The sequence below is a fragment of the Flavobacterium profundi genome, assembly GCF_006491645.1.
Classification (GTDB): domain Bacteria; phylum Bacteroidota; class Bacteroidia; order Flavobacteriales; family Flavobacteriaceae; genus Flavobacterium; species Flavobacterium profundi.
Genome location: NZ_VDCZ01000009.1, coordinates 114364 through 135113 on the forward strand (window position 1 = coordinate 114364; position 20750 = coordinate 135113).

The window sequence follows — 20750 nt, forward strand, 5'->3', positions numbered from 1 at the left end:
AATATCAACGTCAACGTCAAGATTAAATTTATTATAAACATTGAGTTTGATAGTGTAATTCAATATGAAAGCAATCTATAAAAAGCATATACTTACTTTTAAGAGACCCAGCAGTACGTCTCGAGGTGTTTTAACAGAAAAAGAGACTTGGTTTCTTATTTTGAAGGAAAACGATAGAATAGGCATCGGTGAGTGTGGTATTCTCAGAACGCTTTCAGTAGATGATCGACCCGACTATGAACAAAAACTCCAATGGGTTTGTGAAAACATCCATTTAGGTAAAGACCAATTATGGGATGCTTTACTAGAATTCCCTTCCATTCAATTTGGTGTAGAAATGGCTTTTTTGTCTCTAGCTTCCAAAACACCGTTTGAATTATTTCCTTCTGAATTTACGTTAGGGTTAAAAAAAATGGAAATTAACGGCCTAGTTTGGATGGGGGAAGAAGCTTTTATGAAAGCTCAAATTGAAGAAAAACTAACTCAGGGTTTTCGCTGTATAAAATTAAAAATTGGGGCTATTGATTTTCAAAAAGAATTGGGTTTATTAGCCTTTATTCGAAACCATTTTGATGATAAAACGGTTGAAATTAGAGTGGATGCTAATGGTGCTTTTAGTTTAAATGATGCTTTAAGTAAGTTAAATCAATTAGCTGAATACGAATTACATAGCATTGAACAACCGATTGCAAAAAACAATACTGACAGTATGTCAGAGTTATGTAAAACAACTCCTTTAGACATTGCTCTAGATGAAGAGTTAATTGGCGTATTTGGAATAGCTGCTAAAACGAATTTACTAAAAAAAATCCAACCCCAATATATTATTTTAAAGCCTAGTTTAATCGGTGGATTCAAAGGTACTTTAGAATGGATTGCAATAGCAGAAGAAATGAATATAAAATGGTGGATTACTTCTGCATTAGAAAGTAATATTGGTTTAAATGCGATTACACAATTTACCTATACTTTACAAAACCCTTTACCACAAGGATTAGGAACTGGGGGTTTGTATACTAATAACTTTGATTGTCCTTTAGAGATTACTCAAGGTTGTATTCGCTATAATGTTGATAAGAATTGGCAACTCAATGGAATACTATTATAAAAAGAGCCCGTAACTAGTTACGGGCTCTTTTTAATTATTTCGCATTGTAATAGTTTATACTATTTTATTTATTTGTTTTCTGTGTCAATGTCAACTTCTGTTTTTTTCTCTCCATCTTTAGTTGAGAACTCAACACCATCATTACTGATACTTAATGAAGTTCCATCATTTTCTTCCGGTTGTTTCTCTTTTTCGATTACAACGGTTTCCGTCTTTTCCACCACTTGTGGCTCTTCGTTTTGCTCTTTACAACTTACACTTGCTAAAATAACTAAGGAAGCTATAATTACTGTTACTTTTTTCATTACTATTTGTTTTTAAAATTATAGGTGCAAGATACCTTGGTTTTGGTTCTTAGCCCTTACTTCATTTTTTTTGATTGTTATATAATTCCCATTTTACTCGTATTGTTGATGTTAAGAAAACTTATATGATTTAAAAGATTAATTAGAATAATGTATTTTTGTACTCCAAATACAAAACCATGTTTCGATTAAAATTACCAACCGACCCAAGATGGGCTAATATAGCTGAAGGAAATTTAGAGGAAATTCTAACGGATCATGCGTGGTGCGAACAAAAAGCAGCTTCTAATGCAATTATGTTGATTACCATGTTGCCAGAATTTACTGAAATTACAACTGAACTGACCAAAATTGCAAAAGAAGAATTGGATCATTTTGAACAGGTTCACGAAATTATAAAGGCAAGAGGTTGGGTTTTAGGTCGCGAAAGAAAAGACAGTTATGTGAACGATTTATTCAAATTCATGAAACCAGGTAATCGGAAACATATCATAGTGGAACGGATGCTTTTTGCAGCCATGATTGAAGCTAGAAGTTGTGAACGATTTAAAGTATTGTCTGAAAATATCAAAGATCAAGAACTAGCAACTTTTTACAGGGAATTAATGATTTCTGAAGCCAATCATTATACTGCATTTTTACAATTTGCACATGATCTAGCAGAAAAAGGCTACGATGTAAAAAAACGTTGGGAAGAATGGTTGGAACACGAAGCGAAAGTAATTGCTAGTTATGGAACAGGTGAAGCGATACATGGGTAGTTTATAGCTAACGGTTCTCAGTTTACAGTTTTTTAACTTAGCTTGCACCAACAACCGACAACTAATCTCTAATTCCCATTCTTCAACGCAATCCACTTGCTCATGTACTTGGTGCTTTGCAAAGTTTGATGTTGGAATACTTGTCCTAAAAAATTTTGAAGGCGATGTTGTTTCAGATGTTGATTCAAGTGATTGACTTTGGTTATACAATCGGTTTCAAATAAAGTTTTTGTGAATCTTTGGTTAATAATTGCAATTCCGTTGAGTTGTGCTTGTTTCCAAATGACCTCATTTTGATATAAAGCAATGGCTTTCTGTACAAACTCTTCTTCGGTTTGGGTAATAAATCCGTTCCAATTTAAATTTCCATGCATTCCTTCAGCGCCTATTTCAGTTGTAAGATTGGGTAAACCGAATTGCATACTTTCTAATAATTTGCCTTTCAAACCCGCACCATAAGGAATTGGAGCCAATAAAACTTTACTCGAATTAAAAACTGTAGCAACATCTAAAGCTCGTCCTTTTATTAAAAATCCTTCTTTTTCGTTATGCAATTGTTGGGCTTTTTGGGTTGCGTACGAACCGTAAACATGTAATTCAGCTTCAGGAAGGGCTTTTTTAATCGATTTCCAGCATTTTTTGAGTTGGAGCACTGTTTGCCAATTCGGCTCGTGTAAAAAGTTGCCTATACTTATAAAATGACTTCTTTGTGAAAATGGAGGTATTTCATTTGTAAAGTTTTCTGAAATGGGTTCCACCAAAAAAGGCAAGTACTGTAAAATAGAAGTGTTAACTTGAAAGGTTTCAGTAAGTAATTCCATTTCGTATTCGGAAATAATCAAATTCAAATCGCAACGATGCATCGCTGCAAATTCTCTTTTAAAAACATCTGAGAGGTAATCTTCAAAAACCAATTCCCGATTTTGTTTGTATGCTGTTTCTCTGGCTTTTCTTAAAAAATGTACATCTTCCGTATCTAAAATTCGCAAAGCATCAGGACACTGTTCGGCTACTCGCCAACCGTATTGTTCTTCCATCATAAAGCGATCAAAAAGTATAATAGAAGGTTGTAAGGTTTGGATTAAGGTATCAAAGCTATCCTCATTCAATTCAATCGAATAACAATCAATATCTTGCGATTCTAATGGGGAACTAAACTCTGATTTTTTTGCAGAAGATAAAAAACTGATGCTATAATTGTCTTTTTGAAACAAAGCAATGAGTTGTAGCATTCGGCTTCCTGCAGCCGTTGAATTCGGTTCAGGCCAAACGGTTCCTATAATGACAAGGTGTTTTTGCATAAGGCAAATTTAAAATTTAGAACCTAGAATTTAGAAGGAAATGAATATTTTTTTGTGATTCGTAATTCGTAATTGATAATTCGTAATTTTGGAACTATAATTTATTTCCATGTCATTTTTTACTTATTGTCCGAATTGCAAATCCACGCATTTTACTTTTGAAAACAACTTTAGATTTCAATGTCACGCTTGTGATTTTGTTTATTATCATAATATTGCTGCTGCAGTTGCTGTTATTTTTACATTTGAAGACTCGGTTTTGTTTACGATTCGAAATGTAGATCCAGATAAAGGCAAACTCGATTTACCAGGAGGTTTTATCGACCCTAAAGAAACAGCGGAAGAAGCGGCTTGTAGAGAAATTAAAGAAGAATTGGGAATCACAGTAGCACCAAACGATTTAAAATACATTACCACGTCACCCAACGATTATTTGTATAAGAATGTACCGTATCGTACGATGGATATCTTTTACGAATGTCCCTTAGTCTCCAAAACGGTTTCTGTCACTGCTAAAGATGAAATCCAAGATTTAATTTGGATCAATAGAAAACAAATTGACTTAGAAAAAATTGCTTTTACTTCTATTCGAAAGGTGATTGAAAGCTATTACATTTATTAATTAACCGAATCTTTTTTCTGTGTCACAACAGGTTTTGGTTGGGCAACAGGTTGGGTTACTGCTGGTTTTGTAGTTCCAACTGTACTTATAACAGGAATTAAAATTTCAGTAATAAATTCAGAAGGTTGACTGGTAACAGCACGACCTTTTTTATGTATTTCTGTAATAGAATAGTTTTTATCCAATTGATACACTTCGTTTTCCGCAATAAAGTCGAGGGCTTTTTTCCAAGCTTCTTTTCTATGGTAATAACTGCCTTGTAGTGTAATTTTTAAAGCTTGGTATTCTTCTTGAAAATGTCCGGTAATATCACTTAAAGGCGTGGTTAAAATTTCATCTTCTATAGGAATACAAGCAGCAAAATACAAAGGTTCGCTTTCTAAATTCCAAGAGTTAAATTGGATAAACGGCTCTCCATTCTTTACAATGTCATTTTGTTTTACAAATTGTTGTACTTTGTTCAAAGCATCATTCGTTTTAATGGAAAATTCAGCTAAACTAGAAGAATCTTTGTGTTGAATATAATAACTGGCTTGAACTTGAATAACACCGTTCAATAAAATGTTATAACTGCTTAGTTCGTTTACTAAAAAGTCATTAATATCTTCTAAACCTTGTTCTATTTTTGAAGTGTAGATAAATTCATTCCCACCTTTTAAAAAACTAAAAAACTTTTCTTTAAAAGATAAATCTCCTTTAATGCCCCAAGTAACTTTGGTAGCTCCATTTACTTCTTCAAATTTCCAATATAAGTCGTATTTTTTGTCATTTTCTGCTCTAGACTGAAAAATAGAATCTAAAGGAAAAACTCTTGTGGTAGTAATTTTAGAAGTATTCCAAGATAAACTGGCACCTTCTCCAAAACTAATTTCAGAAATACTAACTTTTGATTTAGAAGTTAAATCGGGATGCCAACTCGGCCAATTTTTATAATCGTTGATGTATTGGTAAACCGTGTTTCTCGGACTTGCAATGGTTTTTTCGCTATGGTAATTAAATTGATTGGGTTGGGTAGCGATAAAGACAATAAAGGCAATAGATAGTAGTAATAAAAGTAGAAAAATATATTTTGCTATTCTCATTGTTAGGGAAGATTTGTGGTTTTCCAAATATATAAAATTAATCTTTCAAATAGAATTTTATAAAAAATAATAAACCTATAAACAGCAAAAAGCCAAATAATATCCAGTAAATACCTCTGTAGTGTGATTTTAATTCTTTTACATCTTTACGATACACATAAATCATGGTTGCAATGAAGACAATTACAAAAAATAAAGCAAAATACCATTGACCTGTTGAAAACATAATTATAAATTTTTTACAAAAGTAAGAAATGAAAAAAGCAATTAAATACATTTACCAAAATAAAATGGAATAAAAATGAAAAAACAATTAGACGCTGTGGCTTTATTTCACACTACTTATGGTTTAGGTGTTAGTAACGAATTGAAAGCTGATCTAGGCGAGAAAAAAAACCAATTGCGCTTCGAATTAATGAAAGAAGAAAATGAAGAATATTTAGAAGCGGTTCAAAATAATGATATAGTTGAAATTGCCGATGCACTAGGCGATATGTTATACATACTTTGTGGTACCATTTTGGAACATGGTTTGCAACATAAAATCGAAGAAGTCTTTGACGAAATTCAAAGAAGTAATATGAGTAAACTAGGTGAAGATGGTAAACCCATTTATAGAGAAGATGGTAAAGTAATGAAAGGACCTAATTACTTTAAACCAAATTTCGAACCTATTTTGAAATAATTAGGTTTATTTAGGAGCACTTATTTTGCATTTATAAGAAAACTCTACCCGCTATCCGTTGTATCTTTTTTATTTTTCTTTTGCAACTAATTTATTATCCATGTAAAAGAAAAATAAAAAAGGATGCCACTACTATCGGGGCTCAATTGACGATTTGTTTTAAAGTTGCTATTTTTACCAAGGACCATTCTTCGTCACTGGAATAAAAGTTCCATTTTCCAATCGGGAAGCACCACCAAATCCTACCAACCATAATCTTTCTTTTTGATCTTTGTAAATTTCAAAAGGAACAGGTCTTTTAATACCTTCTTCTTCTTTTTGCTCAAATTCTTTCAGTTCTTTACCATCATAGGTATATAAAAAATGTTGGTTGGCAACAATCCAAATCGTTCCGTCTTTAGCTTCAGCAACACTTCCTATTCCTTTGCCAATTTCAATTTTTACACGAGTTAGATTTTGGGCAACACCCTCTTTTGCAACATACAAACCTTCTTTGGTAGAAATCCATAAATTACCTTTACTATCTTCAAAAAGCTTAGTTACAAAAGGCGTTGTAATACCGAATTGTTTCGATTCGTTTACCAATTGATTATCGGTATAAGAAAAAAGACCTGCATTGGAAGCAATCCATATTTTTCCGTTATGATCTTCTAAAATAGCATGAATCATTTTGGTACTGGAAATACCAACAGAAGTATCTTTCACACCTTCAGGCAATTCTAACGTAGTAAATGTTGTACCATCAAAAATACAAAGGCCATCAATCGTTCCAATCCATATTTTATCTTGCGCATCAACCGCAATACACCAAGTATCAGTACTTATCAAACCATCCGATTTGTAATAATTATGAACCGTTTCTCCTTTAATACTACTAATGCCGTCCGTATGTGCTATCCAAATCGTACCGTCTTTTGCTTCAGAAAACGCTTTAACCGTAACTCCTTTTCCAGTTTCACTTTGAATGCCAGCCATAGACAGTAACAGGTTATTGTCGAATTTAAAAGCACCGCCTTCACCACCAAACCAAAGTATCCCTTTGCTATCTTGAAAAATGGTGCGTACCACTTGACTAATAGGACCGTTGCTTACAAAAGAAAAAGGAGCCGTATTATTTGGCGTAACTAGTTGTTCTTTTTTTATGGAATCTGTTGCAGTGGTTTTATTTACCGACTCCTTTTTATGCTGTCCTGTACATGATTGCAAAAGAAAGGTAAGAAGGAAAGTGTATAAGAGAATATTTTTGGTCATATAAATTGAATTAATGCGATTTTACTTTTTATATTTTATAAATAGTATAGACGAAATCACAGTTAAAATAAAGATTGCGATGGTTCCAAAAAGAATTAAATCAATCCAAAACATAACATTGTTAAACTCTGGAGCAACTTTCTTTAATAAGTTTTCAGATCCAAAGAATAAGGTAACTGTTAAAACAAGAAATATTAAAAAATGAATTGCAATTATTTTTCTTTTTTTCATTTTCTCTGATGTATAGCAATAGAACAAAACATTCTGAATAAAAATATAAATTCCGTAAATATAGTTTTTAAACGATCATCTTATATGCTGTTAAATATGTGTTACTTATTCCATTCGTTGATGTCTGGAAGAAATATATTTTTCACCGTCAAAAAACAATAGTGCATCCCACATGACATCTGTTTCTGGTTCAACAAAACCTGCCAAAATATAAGGGTAATTGTTTTTAGTTACAGGTAAAATTTTTAAACTAATTATGTTTTCTGGATATTCATTTTTATAAAGGATTTTAAAAGCCTTGTTTTCGGATAACACAATATAAGCATAATCATTTGAATTAACTACTGAAATTGTTGTGTTATTTTCCAATTGAATATGTACATTTTGTTGATTATAGAATGCATCTAAACTAGTATTAAGTTCATTTAGAATTTTTTGTGTAAAAGTTGTATCCTTAAAGACGGTAAATTTAGATTTTTGTAAAATTTCATTATAATTACTAATGCAATAATAATCCTCTGATTCTATTTTCTTTTCTGTTTGATACACCGCAATAAAACAAGGCGAAATGTTTTTATTTAAATATTCTACATGTAAGAATGTTGCATCAGAAATAAAATGATGTTCGTTGTCATATATTTTAAGTTTTGAAAGTCCACTAAGATCGAAGTTATTATTAGAATGACGAGCTGAGAACACTAACCTGTTCGTATCATCATCTTGATAAATTAAAGAGTCAGCTAATTTTTCAATTTTTGTATATTCGTTATAATCAATGCTGTCTTTATGAAAATAGAGTTCAATATAAATTTCATTTTCATTTTCATTTGAAAAATTAAATTGCTTTACAAAACCTATGTAATGTTTGTTTTCATTTAAAGTATTTGAAATGGGTGTGTTATTTTGATTATCAGAATTAATTGAACTGGTTGTATTTGTTGAGATTTTTCTTTCTGTTTTTATCGAATCTGTTATAATTGATTTGGGTATAGAAGAATTCCTTTTATTTTCTTTACAAGATTGCAAAAGAAAGGGGATAAGGAGAATGTATAAGAGAATATTTTTAATCATGATAAATAAATTTAATCTTTATTAGTCCAGCCAATTGGTGTGTTGAAGTTGCAATTTATAGAAATTCTTATAGAATTATTTTCATAAAATATTTTTCTAAATCGATAATCGTAAATGGAACCACTGGTTTCTCTCATTTGATAAGCAATGCTATGACCATTCTTATCTTCATAAATAGTTAAATCTTTCCAACGATTTATTGCACCATTTTTGGAAAGTGCAAATGAGATATTATAAATAACAAGGAGTAAATAAGGAATAAGAAGTAGTATAGTAACACTTAATAAGATTGCGTTTATTTTTCCAGGTTTTAATTTTTTTAAGCGAATAAAAAGGAAACAAAAGAGTAAAACAATGGAAAGCGAAACACAACCTCTTGCTATTCTTTCAGAAGTATACTCTTTGAACTCAATTGGAAATCCAATGAATAATAATACAATTAAGATTATGAGAATAATGGATAGGATAGGAAAAGGTTTGTGCATTAAATTGTATCGTTTAAAGAAGTTAGATTTTGGTGAGTTGTTCATTACCATAACCACAACTGGCGCAATATTTTGCTTGAGGTGTTCTAAAGGGTTTAGTACAGTTTGGACAATCCATACCATGCTGACTACTTACATGGTGAAAAATGGCATTTGGATTGGGTTCATATACACCTGTTAGTAAACGATACATTTCAACAAAGTATCTAAATTTTTCAAATGTCTCCAAATGTTCTAGCCATATATAATTTGTATAATTTCTTTTAATTAATTCTTCTTCAACAACTTTTTTTCCACCAAATAAAGCTGCTTGACACAAACTGAATTCGGCATCAGAAAGCATTTTGACTTTCGTATTGCAACGCCAACAAAATTTTTCTTCCATATAAAATTTTACTCCGTTTTTTTAATAATTACATTCTGATACTTATAAGGAATTTCAATGTTTTCATGATCAAAACGTTCTTTTATGGAACGCAACAAATCACAATACATGGTAAAACCATTAAGCATATGATCGGAATAAGCCCAAACACTCAACTTTACAGCCGAATTTTCTAAAGCGGTTACTCTAGAAACGACTTCCGGTACATTGTTTTCTTTTTCTTCTGGTGTACGAATGTCAATGTGTAAAGGGTGTTTCAAAACTTCTTCTTCCATTATTTGTAAGGCTTTGCCGATATCGGCCGTGTAACCAATTCCAATTTCAATGATTTTACAAACCTTCGAATCATTTAAGTTGGAATTCACAATCACATTGGAACTAATAACCGAATTGGGAACCACAATTCTATTGTTTTCAATATCTCTGAGAACCACTTGTCTTAAATTAATTTCTTCCACAATACCCGTATAGGTATCATTAAAGGTAATTCGATCGTTCAACTTAAAAGGTTTGAACAAAACAATTAAAAAACCGCTCATAATATTACTTAAGGCTTGTTGGGATGCCAAACCCGCAATAAGGGATAAAATTCCTGCTCCTGCTAATATCGAATGGCCTAAAATTTTCATTTCAGGTATTTGTACCAAAGCAAAGGAAATTCCAATAATAAAAATAATAGCAGTGATTAATTTGGTCGCAAAAAGATAACTCGTAGGATCGATATGCTTGGTTGCAATCAGCCGATTGATTTTTCTTCGCGATATAAACTTAAATAATAAGGCAAAACAAGTGGTTAAACCCACAATAATTCCAATAATTACTAGGGTTTTAAAATCCGAAAAGAGGGATTGTATCATAAGTGCTGGTACCAATAGTTGTATGTTCAATTTAATAAACGATTACTTGTATTCATCTTTACTTTCAAAGATAATCGTTTTAGTCTTTCTTACAAAGTAAAGAGAAGTAATATCAAAAAGGATGGTTTAGTTTACTAAATGTATCGAATTAAAGGATTTTAAGACACGATTTATTTTTATTTTGCCTTAGTAAGCGCCATTTTAACTGCAAGTCCCGTTAAGACCGAAGCCATAAACCATTTTTGAAGGCGTAACCAAATTGGTTTTTTAGCAAACCAATTTGCCATTTTTGCAGCAGAAATGACAATCAAAAAATTGATACTGAAACTTATTATGATCTGAACGATTCCTAATTGAAAACTCTGACTTAAGATGGAACCGTATTCAGGTTTTATAAATTGAGGAAAAAAAGAAAGGTAAAAGACCGCCATTTTAGGATTCAAAACATTGGTCATAAGTCCCATTTGAAATAATTGTAGGGGTTTGTCTGATTTCAATTTTGAGTTAGGTTCAAACATTTTACTACCCGATTTTACAGATTGATAAGCTAAATAGAGTAGATAAACTACACCAAGAATCTTAATTATTGTAAAAACATAAGGAATAGCAAAAAAGATAGCCGTTAATCCAAAAGATACCATAAAAATATGAAATAAAAAACCACAAATTACTCCCATAAGCGAAATAATGCCAGCATTTCTGCCTTGAGATAAGGATCTGGAAAGTAAGTAAATCATGTTTGGGCCAGGTGTAAGTACCATTAGTAAGGCAGCAAATCCGAATAAAAGTAAGTCGCTAAAAGGGATCATGTTTGTGAGTTTAGGTTTGACTATTTAATTCCTACTATTCTTTTATAAAACACCATAATTTTGGTAAAGCTTACTCTTTTAAGAAGTTTGCTTAATACCATCTTGAATGGCTGTTTTAAGTACCTCCAAATTTATATCTTGAAGTTTTTTAAATTTAATACAATAACCCGTTATAGTGGCTTTACCTAGAGTGTTTTTGTAAGTTTCAGCTAAATATTTTTTGTCTTCAAGTCCCATAATGTAAACGGAAATTCCAGTAGAGTTTGCACTAATTCCAGCTTGGTAAAAATCTTTGGTTGTACCATTCGCATAGTGTATCGTTAAATGTCCGTAACCAATATTAGGATTCGTAACGATTTTCCCTGTTGCATCTTTTCCATCTAAAAACCATAATGAACTGTCTTTTGGAAAAACGTGTAGTATGTTTTCGTGCAAAATTACCATATCATCCCGTTTGGTTTCCGGTAAAGAAGCTAAATATTCTTTGATTTGATTGGTAACTGTCATTTTTGAAGCATCCAATAATTGTTTGTTTTATTCTTCTGATTGATTTGAGAGCATTTTTTCCCAAGCTTCCATAGTCATTACCACAAATTGATCCGATTTACAATCCCATAGGGAAACATATTTTTTTGAAATGACAATATTAGACTCCCAATCCGTAAATTTTTCATACAACATCGTGGTACAAATATCTGTGGCGGTCATTATTTCTAAATATTCAGGTAAATGGGTATGCATAGCTGCTGTTGTTTTACTATTTGCATCACCATTAAAATTTTCATACTCAAGACGAATCATACCTGCATGAAGCTTTGTTGTTTTTTTAAAAGTACCTTTTTTATCAAAAATTAATAAATAATCATTTCCAAAAATAACCACACCATTCTTTGTTGATCCTGTTAAAACATATACTTTTTTTTCTCCATTACTAATAAGTGGCACTAAATTAAAATTGGTGTCTGGATAATATTTAAAAATGGTATCTGAATTAATGGCAACTAAAGCATTTTTTCGAAGGGTATATAAATCCTGTTCCAAAGATGTAAAACCTCTTTCTACTAAATCAAGATTTGCATTTTTAACAGCAAATGTCTTATCAAAGGTAATGGTTCCTATGACTTTCGGTTTTTCATCTTTTGAAAAGAAAATACATTTGGTTACTTCCTTATCTGAATAAGAAAAATAACCACCCATAGATTCTCTTGTAGGATAATTCTCCATAAAAATATCAGTACCATACCATGATGCCATTTCAGATTCATAGAGTTTTTTACCTTCCATGAGCGTTGCGTCTCTAAGTTTATCAATCTTACTTTGTGAAAAAGAGTATATACTAGTTAGTAGTAAAAAGGAAGTGTAGAATAGTTTTTTCATGGGAAGTAGGTTCTTTATTTTTTAATATTGATTCTTTACTAAAAATAAAAAGTTGTTAATTGATCTATTTTATAGTTAACTTATGCGTTAGTTTTTTTAATTTTTTATTAATCTTAATAAACTTTATCAAGTGTATAGATTTTCAAATATAAACTATTTTTAATAGTCAGAAATGAATAAGCAACCTTAAAAAACTAAAAAGAATCCCAATCTATTCCAGTTTCTAGAACTTCTTTTGGAGGTATCATTTGAAAAGTTCTAATAAGTACTTCTTTTTTCTTTGAAATCGGTACATGCTATTAAATGAAGGATCAAAATTAGTATAACAAATACAGTTCTATTTTTCATTTTAACATATGAGTTTTATCTATTTTAAAAGTTTCACGATTGCTTTATTTTCTCTTGATTCAGCTAAAGATAGAGCAGTATAACCTTCAGCTTGTATGCTTTTATCAGCTCCATGTTCTAACAATAGGACTACTATTTCTTCATGTCCCATTTCGGCTGCTCTATGTAGCGCTGTAAACCCTCTATTATCTTTTGCATTTACTTCAGCATTTGCATCTAATAATGTCATTGTATGTTTTATTTTATTAGATTGTACTGCATTCATAATAGGTGTTGCACCTTGTATGGATCTAACATTTGGATCAGCTCCCAATTCTAATAATTTTTGTATGACTTCTATACGTTCTGATGCAATAGCCCAATGTAACGTAGCTAATCCGTCTCCAGCTAAAGAATTAATATGAATTCCATTATTGACTTGATTTTCAATTTCTTCTAAATTGGATTGAGCTACTGCAATATGTAACAAAGAATGCGTACGTAGTGCACTGTTAGTTTGAGCTATAAAATTATCATCGAATATGCCCAAGTTAGCCATATTTCCGTAACTAGAAAACGCCCAGTATCCAGCATTCTTAGTATTATTAATTAATGTTTTTGGTAAAGGAGCAGGAACAACTTCTCCTATAGAGTGACTTATAAGAAGAAAATTTAAAAAGGAATTGGTAAATGCACTGGTTTCATCCTCAGTAAATTCTCCTGTAATATTTTCAATAATCAACTGGTTCTTTGCTTGTGAAGTTTTAGCAATTACGAATACTTCTCTGAGCCAACTACGTACAAATATCAAATATTCACCATCATAATAAATGGCCCATTTATGCTCCATAGTATTAGGTGTAAATAATACTCCTGGAGCTAGGTAGCCATCAATTGTAAAAGTTAGATTGGATGCAATAGTTCTATCACTTTCAGGTTTTATATCCCAAAAATTTCTTCCATTTTCTGTACCATAAGACACCGCGTTTTTTGCCATTTGTTGATTTTGAGAAGTAGAAATCATGGTTTGACTTATGGGTCTTAAATCTAGCAATTTAACATTCCATGGATTTTCAGAAGCAGCAATCCAAGGTAAATCATTTTCAGAAGTGTCGGTTTGTTGTTTTTTATTATTGCTAAAAAATTTTTTAAAAAATGACATATGTTCTAATTTTTAATAATTCGTATTTACTCCATTCTATTTTAAAAATCACTCACTTCTAGGTTTTTAAATAAAGCTTGAAATAAATCAAGTGCTTCGAGTTTTGGTTTTAAATCGGCTGAAGTTATTATTCTAATATGAATCATATCATTTCCTTCTTCACCATCATAAGCAAGTGACAGGCTTATATTTTTTAATTTTCCATTTAATTGATAAGTTGTCCATAGGCCTTTTTCATCATTTGTTCCTCTAATTTCTTGCTTTAGATACTCTATTTCTTCTAAGGTAAGCTTACTTTCAACTAACGCAGAAAGCATAGTAATAATAGCAATCAATTTATTACTCAAAAACCAAAATCGGTACTCAATTTCTGTATCAGTCATTTCAATATTTTTTAATTTTAATTTTCTAATTCCGAAAATAACTGTTTGTTTGTGGGTTGTATGTCTGTCAATTCATAGCGTTTTCTGTCCAATTCCTTACATTCAATCAGACTCAAGTAAACGTTTACCACTTTTCGATCAATCCAAATTTTTCCGCCACCGTTTTTATGTCTGTCTGAACCATCTTTTTTAACTCCTGAAACCCAGTATTCATCTCCATTTTCCATATCATAATAATTACCTGCAATTCCACGGCCCTTTGAACTTTTAAGTGCTTTGCCATTAAAATAAATGGTTCGTCCCGATTTTGAAAACTCTACCATTCCAATCCAAGCGGGACCATTGTTAGCATAACCACTTTTGAGTTCGATATATTTTAATTCAGATTTCATTTTTTTGAGCCTATTTTTCCAATAGTGAAATTGGGTTTCCAATCTTTTAAAGCATCAATTTTAGCTTCAGTTATACGTTCCATTACAATTCCCAAATTTGAAGAAGCTACATTACATCTTCTGCCCACATCAATTTCTTTAATTTTTTACTCCAATAATTGTTCGTTACAACCAAATAGATATAGTCTCCAATAGTAATTTCACGTTCTAAAACAATTTAATAAAAACAATTCTTATTCATCATCAATTTTCAATAAATTATTCGTTCTAAAATCTATTAAACTTCCCTTTTTAGTAGCATAATTGCCTCTTATAGTTGTTGTTTTATGGGTTGTAAGGTTGGTTATTTTGATTCCAATTTCGGATGTGTCTTCAACAGCATAATAAGTGTCATAGATTACATATTGATAATTACCATTGGTAAAAGTAACATAATTTAAATCCATTCCTTCATTTTGAATACCACCTCCACGTGAATAATACGAGTAGGTAAATTTACTCCAACTTTCCTTGGTTGTATTGGGATACTCCAATTCAATAATAGTGGCTGTACCAAAGCGATAGATGAGGTATTGATTGTTTTTATCTTTCGCCAAAACAAGCTTTTTGCCTTTTTGAGTTTCAAAACTGTAGACTAATACTTCATTGGGTAAAATATAGTTTTGTGCAAAAAGAAGCGAAGACGAAAACAGCAGAAGTAAAGTAATTAAAAAGGTATGTTTCTTTGGATTCATAAATTAGATTTATAGTGAAATTGGATTTTTGGATTGCATTACTTCTATGAGTTATTTTTTTAAATACAACGCTTCAGCTTCTTTTCGACTTCTTTCAAAGATATCAGTTCCAAATTTTTTAAATACGATTTCTTTCATAGTTTTTGAATAACATTGCGAGTATTCTGTAATTACACAACTCCCATTTCGAGTAATTATACCATATTTTTTTTCACGATACTCATTTATAAATTTGTCTAATTCTGGATTGGTTTCAAAAATAAGCCCATATGACAAACACTCATAAATTCCCTTTTCAGCGTCAATTTTTGCATCTTCAACACCTTTTTCACAAGTTATTAATGTCCAAACAAGTGAATCCTTTTTAGTTTCATGCTTTTCTTGAGCATTAACGAATCCAAGTGATATTAGAAATAGGAAGGTTAAAAAAGTTTTCATTAGGTATGTTATGTAATTTTATTTGAAACGGTAGGATGTATTTATTTCATCCGTTCAGCTTTAAATCTCAGGTTAGTTAAAGATATAATTTCTTGCGAAATACTTACTACCAACTCATTTTTATTTATCAAACAGCCCACGTGCAGTGAATACTCCTTTTTTCTTTTCGTTAAACAACTTTTCAATGCTTTCACCATGGCTTCCTTTCCAAGTTCCGTTTTTTGTTTTTAGCACAGGATCAAATTGGTATTTCTGATGATAGAAATATCCTTTTTCCTTGTTTAAAGAAAGGTATAAGAGTACGTAGTCATAGTTTTCAAATCTAGGTCGTCCAGAATGATCATAAGCCATAAATTCAATAGTGTCAGTTTTTAAGTCATTAAATACATTTTGCACCACCTTGTATTTATTTTTAAAACCATAATCCATAACATAGGATGCCTTTCGTATGGTATCTCCAGTGATTGAGTCTATTTCAATTTCCGTATTATTTTCATTGGGATCAAACTCCTTTACAGCAATTTTCTCTCCAATAAAAGCATAAAGATTGACAGAATCATCGTTTTGTTGAAACTCAGATTTTTCTAACTTTTGATTCGATTTACAACTCATCAGAAGGAGTAAGATTCCGAGAACGGTATAGGTATGATTCGTATTTTTAAATGTCATGAAATTATTTAGAGGGTTAGTAATAGGGAAATTAGTATTACTTATTGAAACAAAACGCTGTTGTAAGCTGTTTTTTTATTCAAAGACTATTTCACATTCACTATCAAATATTTTTGAATTTCTACATCTCAAAAGTATTTTTTCGCTATTTTTTAGCTGAATTATTATTTGACAATTTTCCTCATTTGGTTCGCAATAAATTTTAGATATTTCCTTGTTTTTTATATTAAATTTGTTTGAATAATCCTTCAATATAAAGTCTTCATCATCTTCAATATTTTCCAAATCTAAATAATTTATTGTTTCAGTATCTTCCCAAAATCCGGCTCCAGAATCAAGAAAATATTTTTGCCAATTCTTTTCATAAATTTTCAGATAAACAAATATTACAGATTTGTCTTTTAAATTTTCACAAATTAATATTTTATCTATTTTGTAATTTTCAAAACCCTCAACTATAAAATTGCGAAGAAAATAAAATTGATTTTCTAATTCTTCATTCATATTTTTATTTCTATTTCTATTTATCTCAGTGTTCTGTCGCTCTAAAACAGCATTTAACCGTTCGCGCCTATAAGTAGTGGCGATAAACCAAAAACTCTCAATAACAAATATAAACTTATTTTAGAAAATTGGGAGACACGGGCACAAAGTGCGAACTGGCGTAAGTGAAATTCCGAATACAAGCCAAGCCAATGTTAAAAACCATTATTGTGGTGCGTTTTTAATTAGTTAAATTTTAATTTTATTTTTCCCATAAATCTGAAATTTTGTCAACTGGTATATAATTCCACCAACTATAATTTACAAATTTTTCTTCAATTTTTAATGTATTGTTTTGTTCATTTATTAATTCAAAAGGATATTCCGCAATCATACTATATTTTGGATTCTCTTTGTCATAAACAATAACAACTAATTTTTCTTTAGAATATTTACCTCCTTGTCTACCTTGAAATATAATATCGTTAACTTGATATTCGTATCTTGAATATTGGTAGTTATTTTTTCCAGATTGAAAATTAGCTACTATTTTTCCATAAGTATATCCTGTGTTTTTTTTAAGTCCACTAAAAGTCGAATAATTCCAAGCGAATATACCTCCGTATATCAATAAAATTCCGATTATGATTAAATATAAATTTCGTTTTTTATTACTCATTTCTAAAATGCGCTACTTTATAAAGCCAATCTATCCATTTTGGGAGGTATGTGCAAATCTTTGTTGTGCTTTTATTGTATTTCAAATATAACGTTACTAATTGCTACTTACAATAGGTGAAATTACTTAGCTGAGTGGAGAAGCCATTTCTCAAAACCACTGTTATTTGCCGTTAATAATTAGTTTTTTTTAAATCTAAAAATGGTACTAGAATATTTTCATGAAATATCCTCATTTTGCCAGTTTTTTTATCAATTGATACCGCTTTCAAAGCTATTGAATCTCTTTCTTTTAAATCTAATTTTGAATATTCAAAACCTACGATGTAATCTGTATCCTGTTTTTTGAAATAGACAGCTTTTGAATTTAATCGTCCCTTGCGCTTTTTTAATATTTCATCAAGATTGTCTGGGTCAACAATATCCACATTAAATTGTTTTTTGTCAAACTTAAACTCTTCGTTTGTGTACCCATTTTGTTTTATATAGTTTTCTGCTTTTTCAATGATTTTCTTTTCTTTGGTCGTTTGAGAAAACCCCAAATTTAAATTTAAAGTAAGTAGCAATAAGAAAATTTTTTTCATCTAAGTTGAGTTTACGTCGAGTTTTGTTTAATGGCAGATAACTTTCCACCACCTTTGTGAAGGCTTTTTTTTATTACTGATTTTTACAAATATACCGAAAAGATTGAAAGGAAAATTTTATAAAAAGGAGAGAGGTGTAAACACTAGTTCACCCCGATGCAAATCCTAACCCCGCTTTCACAAAACCGCTTTTATACAGCGTTTTTCTAACTTCTAAGAATTTCTATATTATATAAGTTCTTTTTTTCACTTTCAGTTAAATTTTTAAAGTCATATTTCATTTCCATCATTTGACTTGGGTGTGAAAAACAATAAAAGACAATTTTTTTCTTAAAAAAGCCGTTTTCTATTTTTTTAAAAAATACATTGAAATTGATTTCTGAATCTGGTTCTTTTATTTGTTTTAATGATTCATCTAACATTGCTTTTAATTTATTAGAAATATTTTCAATTACAGAATCATTTAAATTGTTATCAAATATGTGAATTTTTTCAACTAATTCAGGATAAGAGTATATTTCACGGTATATATATCCATTTTTTTTAAATTCATTGATAACTTCTGTTTTTCTTTCGTCCTGCTTGTCAGAAACTTTAACTTCAAACATTAAGCGATTTTTCATGTCATGATAAAGAAATCCCGAAAATATATTTATTTCTTTAAGACAATCCGTGCAGATTTTACTATTGAGTGTTCCGTTTAAGACTTTATCTTTTAAATTAGGATCCGCAGTGATATTTACTGTTTGATAATATTCAATTTCTTGGATTGAATTACAATGTGGACAATTCTCGCTAATAGTTGTAGATAAACTCATATTTATGTAATGTTTTTTTAAAATGTTGTATAACGTTCCTGCGCTTGGCAAGGTTGCGAGCTTCGGAACCTATTGATTTCAATCAAAGATATAATTTCTTGCGAAATGTAAACTGTGTTTACCACAAAATTCCAATGTTGCCAAATGCCAGTTAGCGGTAGTTTTTATTTCCTTCTTGTTTTTACTTTTCATGTTGTGGTTTACAACAAAGTTTGTTTAAATGTCGTATAACGTTTTCCAAATAGGCAAAGTCGCCTTTTCAAATTTAATCTTTTTGGCACTTTTGCTTATTTGGTGTTAGCACGCATTTATTTTTTTCTTATCCATTGAATGTATTTTGTCCACCATGTTGTCTCCTTCTGCACAATTACCAATGCTTCTGGAAACCACCAATCTTTAAATTCATATTTATATTCTTTGTCTCGATCATCGATTATACTGGAAGTACAGGTGTAAGGATTTTCCATGTTCTCTGGCGCAAATGAACAAATCCTGCTTTTTGATAGATCAAATTCGATTGTCAACTTTGCCTCTTTAATCAAATCCAAATCAGAATTTGAATCTTTAATGAGTAAAGGGAACCATTTTATATAGCTATCAATTGATTTTTGTATTGGCTCAGTTAATAATTCTATTGGTTTTATTTCATTTTTCAGGATGTCAATCTCTAATTTGTTCAGTCCAGTCAAAATCATTTGTTTTTGAATATGTCCAAGAGTATAATCCTCCTTATAAAAATTCATAAGACTTAAAAAAGAATGTACAAAATTGTGTGTTACACTTTTTAGTGTTTTATATTGTGCCATTTTCGGGTGTCTACTTTATGAGTGCTAACGCTTTGCTGCTTGTAGCAGTTGTGTAAATTTATACCAAAAGAGTACAAGTACAAAACTCCTAGTGGAATTTTCGTAGACCCGAGCACAAAGTGCGAACTGACGAAGTAAAATTCCGAATACTAACCATGCTTGGCAATTGTTACAAACCGCTGCTACCAGCAGTTTTTAATAATACTTTCCGTTTTCACATTTATGTATGTTCCAACGTTTTACAAGAAAGTCCAAAAAGATTGTATTATTTTTTAGATTTTCACTTGAAGTATATTCTCCACCATATGGATTTTCACTTTTACACATTAACATTGTTGATCCTCTTAATGCGTATTTTGTATTTTCCTCATACATAATAATTTTCATTTCTCCTGGATCCACACCGCCACGACAAATTAAAACATAGGGTAAAGTTATTTCAGAAATTCCATTGTTATTAACATCAGTAATTGTTGTTGCTTTTGGTATAAAACCAGTAAACCAATCAACACCATAACATTTATTAAAATCATAAACTTTCCAAACTCTAACAAATTCACTTTCGGAGTTTGTCTTTCTGAATAGATAAGCGTAAAGTTCTGATTTATCTTGTAACATATAGCTTTTCGAATTCTCTTCATAATCTTTCCAATTAAAATGACCTGTAACTGTTTGAATAAGAATATTTTCACCCAAAACATCCTTCCATTTTAAAGCTTCAACTACAGTTCCTTTAAAATCTAAATTTTTTGGAATTTCGTCATAAAAAAGTGTATCTATTTTTAAAGCGCTTTCTGAATTTTGTTTGTCCCAAATACCTAACCAAACATCAGGCTCAAGTTTTCTGAACTTTTCAGAATGATTCTTACTTTGCCCAAATCCAATGCTAAAAGCAATTAAAAATATATTTAAAATGTAGTTTTTCATATAATTACAACTAACGTTC

At 30.6% G+C, this 20750-nt stretch carries 30 protein-coding genes; 4 read left to right on the top strand and 26 right to left on the bottom strand.

Going from position 1 to position 20750, the window contains the following annotated elements; genetic code table 11:
* Nucleotides 1-64: 64 nt before the first annotated feature.
* A complete protein-coding gene (locus tag FHG05_RS12310; RefSeq protein ID WP_140998328.1) occupies nt 65-1108 on the top strand; it encodes an o-succinylbenzoate synthase in 1044 nt (347 codons plus the stop codon).
* A 68-nt stretch (nt 1109-1176) separates the two neighbouring features.
* Here FHG05_RS12310 and FHG05_RS12315 read toward each other — a convergent pair whose 3' ends face one another.
* Nucleotides 1177-1413, bottom strand: a complete 237-nt coding sequence (locus FHG05_RS12315) for a hypothetical protein (protein ID WP_140998329.1) — start codon at nt 1411-1413, stop codon at nt 1177-1179.
* A 179-nt stretch (nt 1414-1592) separates the two neighbouring features.
* On the opposite strand from FHG05_RS12315, the gene miaE reads away from it, so the two are divergent.
* Nucleotides 1593-2174 (top strand): tRNA-(ms[2]io[6]A)-hydroxylase, encoded by a 582-nt coding sequence (miaE, locus tag FHG05_RS12320; protein ID WP_140998330.1) that lies wholly within the window; start codon nt 1593-1595, stop codon nt 2172-2174.
* Nucleotides 2175-2242: 68 nt separating this feature from the next.
* Here miaE and FHG05_RS12325 read toward each other — a convergent pair whose 3' ends face one another.
* On the bottom strand, nt 2243-3475 hold the full coding sequence (locus tag FHG05_RS12325) for a glycosyltransferase (protein WP_140998331.1): 1233 nt from the start codon (nt 3473-3475) through the stop codon (nt 2243-2245).
* A 109-nt stretch (nt 3476-3584) separates the two neighbouring features.
* On the opposite strand from FHG05_RS12325, the gene FHG05_RS12330 reads away from it, so the two are divergent.
* Nucleotides 3585-4097, top strand: a complete 513-nt coding sequence (locus tag FHG05_RS12330; RefSeq protein WP_140998332.1) for an NUDIX hydrolase — start codon at nt 3585-3587, stop codon at nt 4095-4097.
* Here the strand turns inward: FHG05_RS12330 and FHG05_RS12335 are convergent.
* Together FHG05_RS12335 and FHG05_RS12340 are read right to left on the bottom strand one after the other, a co-directional pair.
* The gene (locus FHG05_RS12335) at nt 4094-5179 is read right to left on the bottom strand and encodes an SRPBCC family protein (protein WP_140998333.1); all 1086 of its coding nucleotides are present in this window, start codon (nt 5177-5179) and stop codon (nt 4094-4096) included. The two genes, FHG05_RS12330 and FHG05_RS12335, sit on opposite strands and share 4 nt — an antisense overlap.
* Nucleotides 5180-5216: 37 nt before the next feature.
* The gene (locus FHG05_RS12340; RefSeq protein ID WP_140998334.1) at nt 5217-5405 is read right to left on the bottom strand and encodes a hypothetical protein; all 189 of its coding nucleotides are present in this window, start codon (nt 5403-5405) and stop codon (nt 5217-5219) included.
* A gap of 75 nt (nt 5406-5480) precedes the next feature.
* Here FHG05_RS12340 and FHG05_RS12345 point away from each other — a divergent pair, with 75 nt between their 5' ends.
* Entirely contained in the window at nt 5481-5864 is a 384-nt protein-coding gene (locus FHG05_RS12345; protein WP_140998335.1) for a pyrophosphohydrolase domain-containing protein, read from the top strand.
* Nucleotides 5865-6038: 174 nt separating this feature from the next.
* Here the strand turns inward: FHG05_RS12345 and FHG05_RS12350 are convergent, their stop codons facing one another.
* The 22 genes from FHG05_RS12350 to FHG05_RS12450 form a co-directional block, all read right to left on the bottom strand.
* Nucleotides 6039-7115: a ligand-binding sensor domain-containing protein gene (locus FHG05_RS12350; RefSeq protein ID WP_140998336.1), complete on the bottom strand. Its 1077-nt coding sequence runs from the start codon at nt 7113-7115 to the stop codon at nt 6039-6041.
* A gap of 21 nt (nt 7116-7136) precedes the next feature.
* Nucleotides 7137-7346 carry a hypothetical protein gene (locus tag FHG05_RS12355; protein ID WP_140998337.1) on the bottom strand — a complete coding sequence of 70 codons (210 nt, stop codon included), beginning with the start codon at nt 7344-7346 and terminating at the stop codon, nt 7137-7139.
* Nucleotides 7347-7451: 105 nt separating this feature from the next.
* Nucleotides 7452-8417, bottom strand: coding sequence for a hypothetical protein (locus FHG05_RS12360; RefSeq protein ID WP_140998338.1), 966 nt, complete (start codon nt 8415-8417; stop codon nt 7452-7454).
* Nucleotides 8418-8428: 11 nt separating this feature from the next.
* On the bottom strand, nt 8429-8902 hold the full coding sequence (locus tag FHG05_RS12365) for a hypothetical protein (protein WP_140998339.1): 474 nt from the start codon (nt 8900-8902) through the stop codon (nt 8429-8431).
* Between the two features lie 22 nt (nt 8903-8924).
* A complete protein-coding gene (locus FHG05_RS12370) occupies nt 8925-9287 on the bottom strand; it encodes a hypothetical protein (protein ID WP_140998340.1) in 363 nt (120 codons plus the stop codon).
* A gap of 8 nt (nt 9288-9295) precedes the next feature.
* Nucleotides 9296-10174 carry a mechanosensitive ion channel family protein gene (locus FHG05_RS12375; RefSeq protein WP_232338090.1) on the bottom strand — a complete coding sequence of 293 codons (879 nt, stop codon included), beginning with the start codon at nt 10172-10174 and terminating at the stop codon, nt 9296-9298.
* Nucleotides 10175-10320: 146 nt separating this feature from the next.
* Entirely contained in the window at nt 10321-10953 is a 633-nt protein-coding gene (locus FHG05_RS12380) for a LysE family translocator (protein WP_140998341.1), read from the bottom strand.
* Nucleotides 10954-11031: 78 nt separating this feature from the next.
* On the bottom strand, nt 11032-11475 hold the full coding sequence (locus tag FHG05_RS12385; RefSeq protein ID WP_232338091.1) for a DUF1801 domain-containing protein: 444 nt from the start codon (nt 11473-11475) through the stop codon (nt 11032-11034).
* A gap of 12 nt (nt 11476-11487) precedes the next feature.
* A complete protein-coding gene (locus FHG05_RS12390) occupies nt 11488-12330 on the bottom strand; it encodes a hypothetical protein (protein WP_140998342.1) in 843 nt (280 codons plus the stop codon).
* Between the two features lie 367 nt (nt 12331-12697).
* Nucleotides 12698-13819, bottom strand: a complete 1122-nt coding sequence (locus FHG05_RS12395) for an ankyrin repeat domain-containing protein (protein WP_140998343.1) — start codon at nt 13817-13819, stop codon at nt 12698-12700.
* Between the two features lie 41 nt (nt 13820-13860).
* Nucleotides 13861-14202: a hypothetical protein gene (locus tag FHG05_RS12400; protein WP_140998344.1), complete on the bottom strand. Its 342-nt coding sequence runs from the start codon at nt 14200-14202 to the stop codon at nt 13861-13863.
* Nucleotides 14203-14219: 17 nt separating this feature from the next.
* A complete protein-coding gene (locus tag FHG05_RS12405) occupies nt 14220-14594 on the bottom strand; it encodes a hypothetical protein (RefSeq protein WP_140998345.1) in 375 nt (124 codons plus the stop codon).
* Nucleotides 14591-14722: a hypothetical protein gene (locus FHG05_RS18645; RefSeq protein WP_262710452.1), complete on the bottom strand. Its 132-nt coding sequence runs from the start codon at nt 14720-14722 to the stop codon at nt 14591-14593. The genes FHG05_RS12405 and FHG05_RS18645 overlap by 4 nt, the downstream gene beginning before the upstream one ends.
* A gap of 105 nt (nt 14723-14827) precedes the next feature.
* On the bottom strand, nt 14828-15328 hold the full coding sequence (locus FHG05_RS12410) for a hypothetical protein (RefSeq protein ID WP_140998346.1): 501 nt from the start codon (nt 15326-15328) through the stop codon (nt 14828-14830).
* A gap of 51 nt (nt 15329-15379) precedes the next feature.
* Complete coding sequence (locus tag FHG05_RS12415) at nt 15380-15766, bottom strand: hypothetical protein (protein WP_140998347.1); 387 nt, start codon at nt 15764-15766, stop codon at nt 15380-15382.
* A 120-nt stretch (nt 15767-15886) separates the two neighbouring features.
* Nucleotides 15887-16435: a hypothetical protein gene (locus tag FHG05_RS12420; protein WP_140998348.1), complete on the bottom strand. Its 549-nt coding sequence runs from the start codon at nt 16433-16435 to the stop codon at nt 15887-15889.
* A gap of 75 nt (nt 16436-16510) precedes the next feature.
* On the bottom strand, nt 16511-16939 hold the full coding sequence (locus FHG05_RS12425; protein WP_140998349.1) for a hypothetical protein: 429 nt from the start codon (nt 16937-16939) through the stop codon (nt 16511-16513).
* 241 nt (nt 16940-17180) lie between these two features.
* Nucleotides 17181-17597 carry a hypothetical protein gene (locus tag FHG05_RS12430; RefSeq protein ID WP_140998350.1) on the bottom strand — a complete coding sequence of 139 codons (417 nt, stop codon included), beginning with the start codon at nt 17595-17597 and terminating at the stop codon, nt 17181-17183.
* A 172-nt stretch (nt 17598-17769) separates the two neighbouring features.
* On the bottom strand, nt 17770-18180 hold the full coding sequence (locus tag FHG05_RS12435; protein WP_140998351.1) for a hypothetical protein: 411 nt from the start codon (nt 18178-18180) through the stop codon (nt 17770-17772).
* Nucleotides 18181-18386: 206 nt separating this feature from the next.
* Nucleotides 18387-18998 carry a CpXC domain-containing protein gene (locus FHG05_RS12440; protein WP_140998352.1) on the bottom strand — a complete coding sequence of 204 codons (612 nt, stop codon included), beginning with the start codon at nt 18996-18998 and terminating at the stop codon, nt 18387-18389.
* A 308-nt stretch (nt 18999-19306) separates the two neighbouring features.
* Nucleotides 19307-19687 (bottom strand): hypothetical protein, encoded by a 381-nt coding sequence (locus tag FHG05_RS12445; RefSeq protein WP_140998353.1) that lies wholly within the window; start codon nt 19685-19687, stop codon nt 19307-19309.
* A gap of 312 nt (nt 19688-19999) precedes the next feature.
* A complete protein-coding gene (locus tag FHG05_RS12450) occupies nt 20000-20731 on the bottom strand; it encodes a M949_RS01915 family surface polysaccharide biosynthesis protein (RefSeq protein WP_140998354.1) in 732 nt (243 codons plus the stop codon).
* Between the last annotated feature and the right edge of the window lie 19 nt (nt 20732-20750).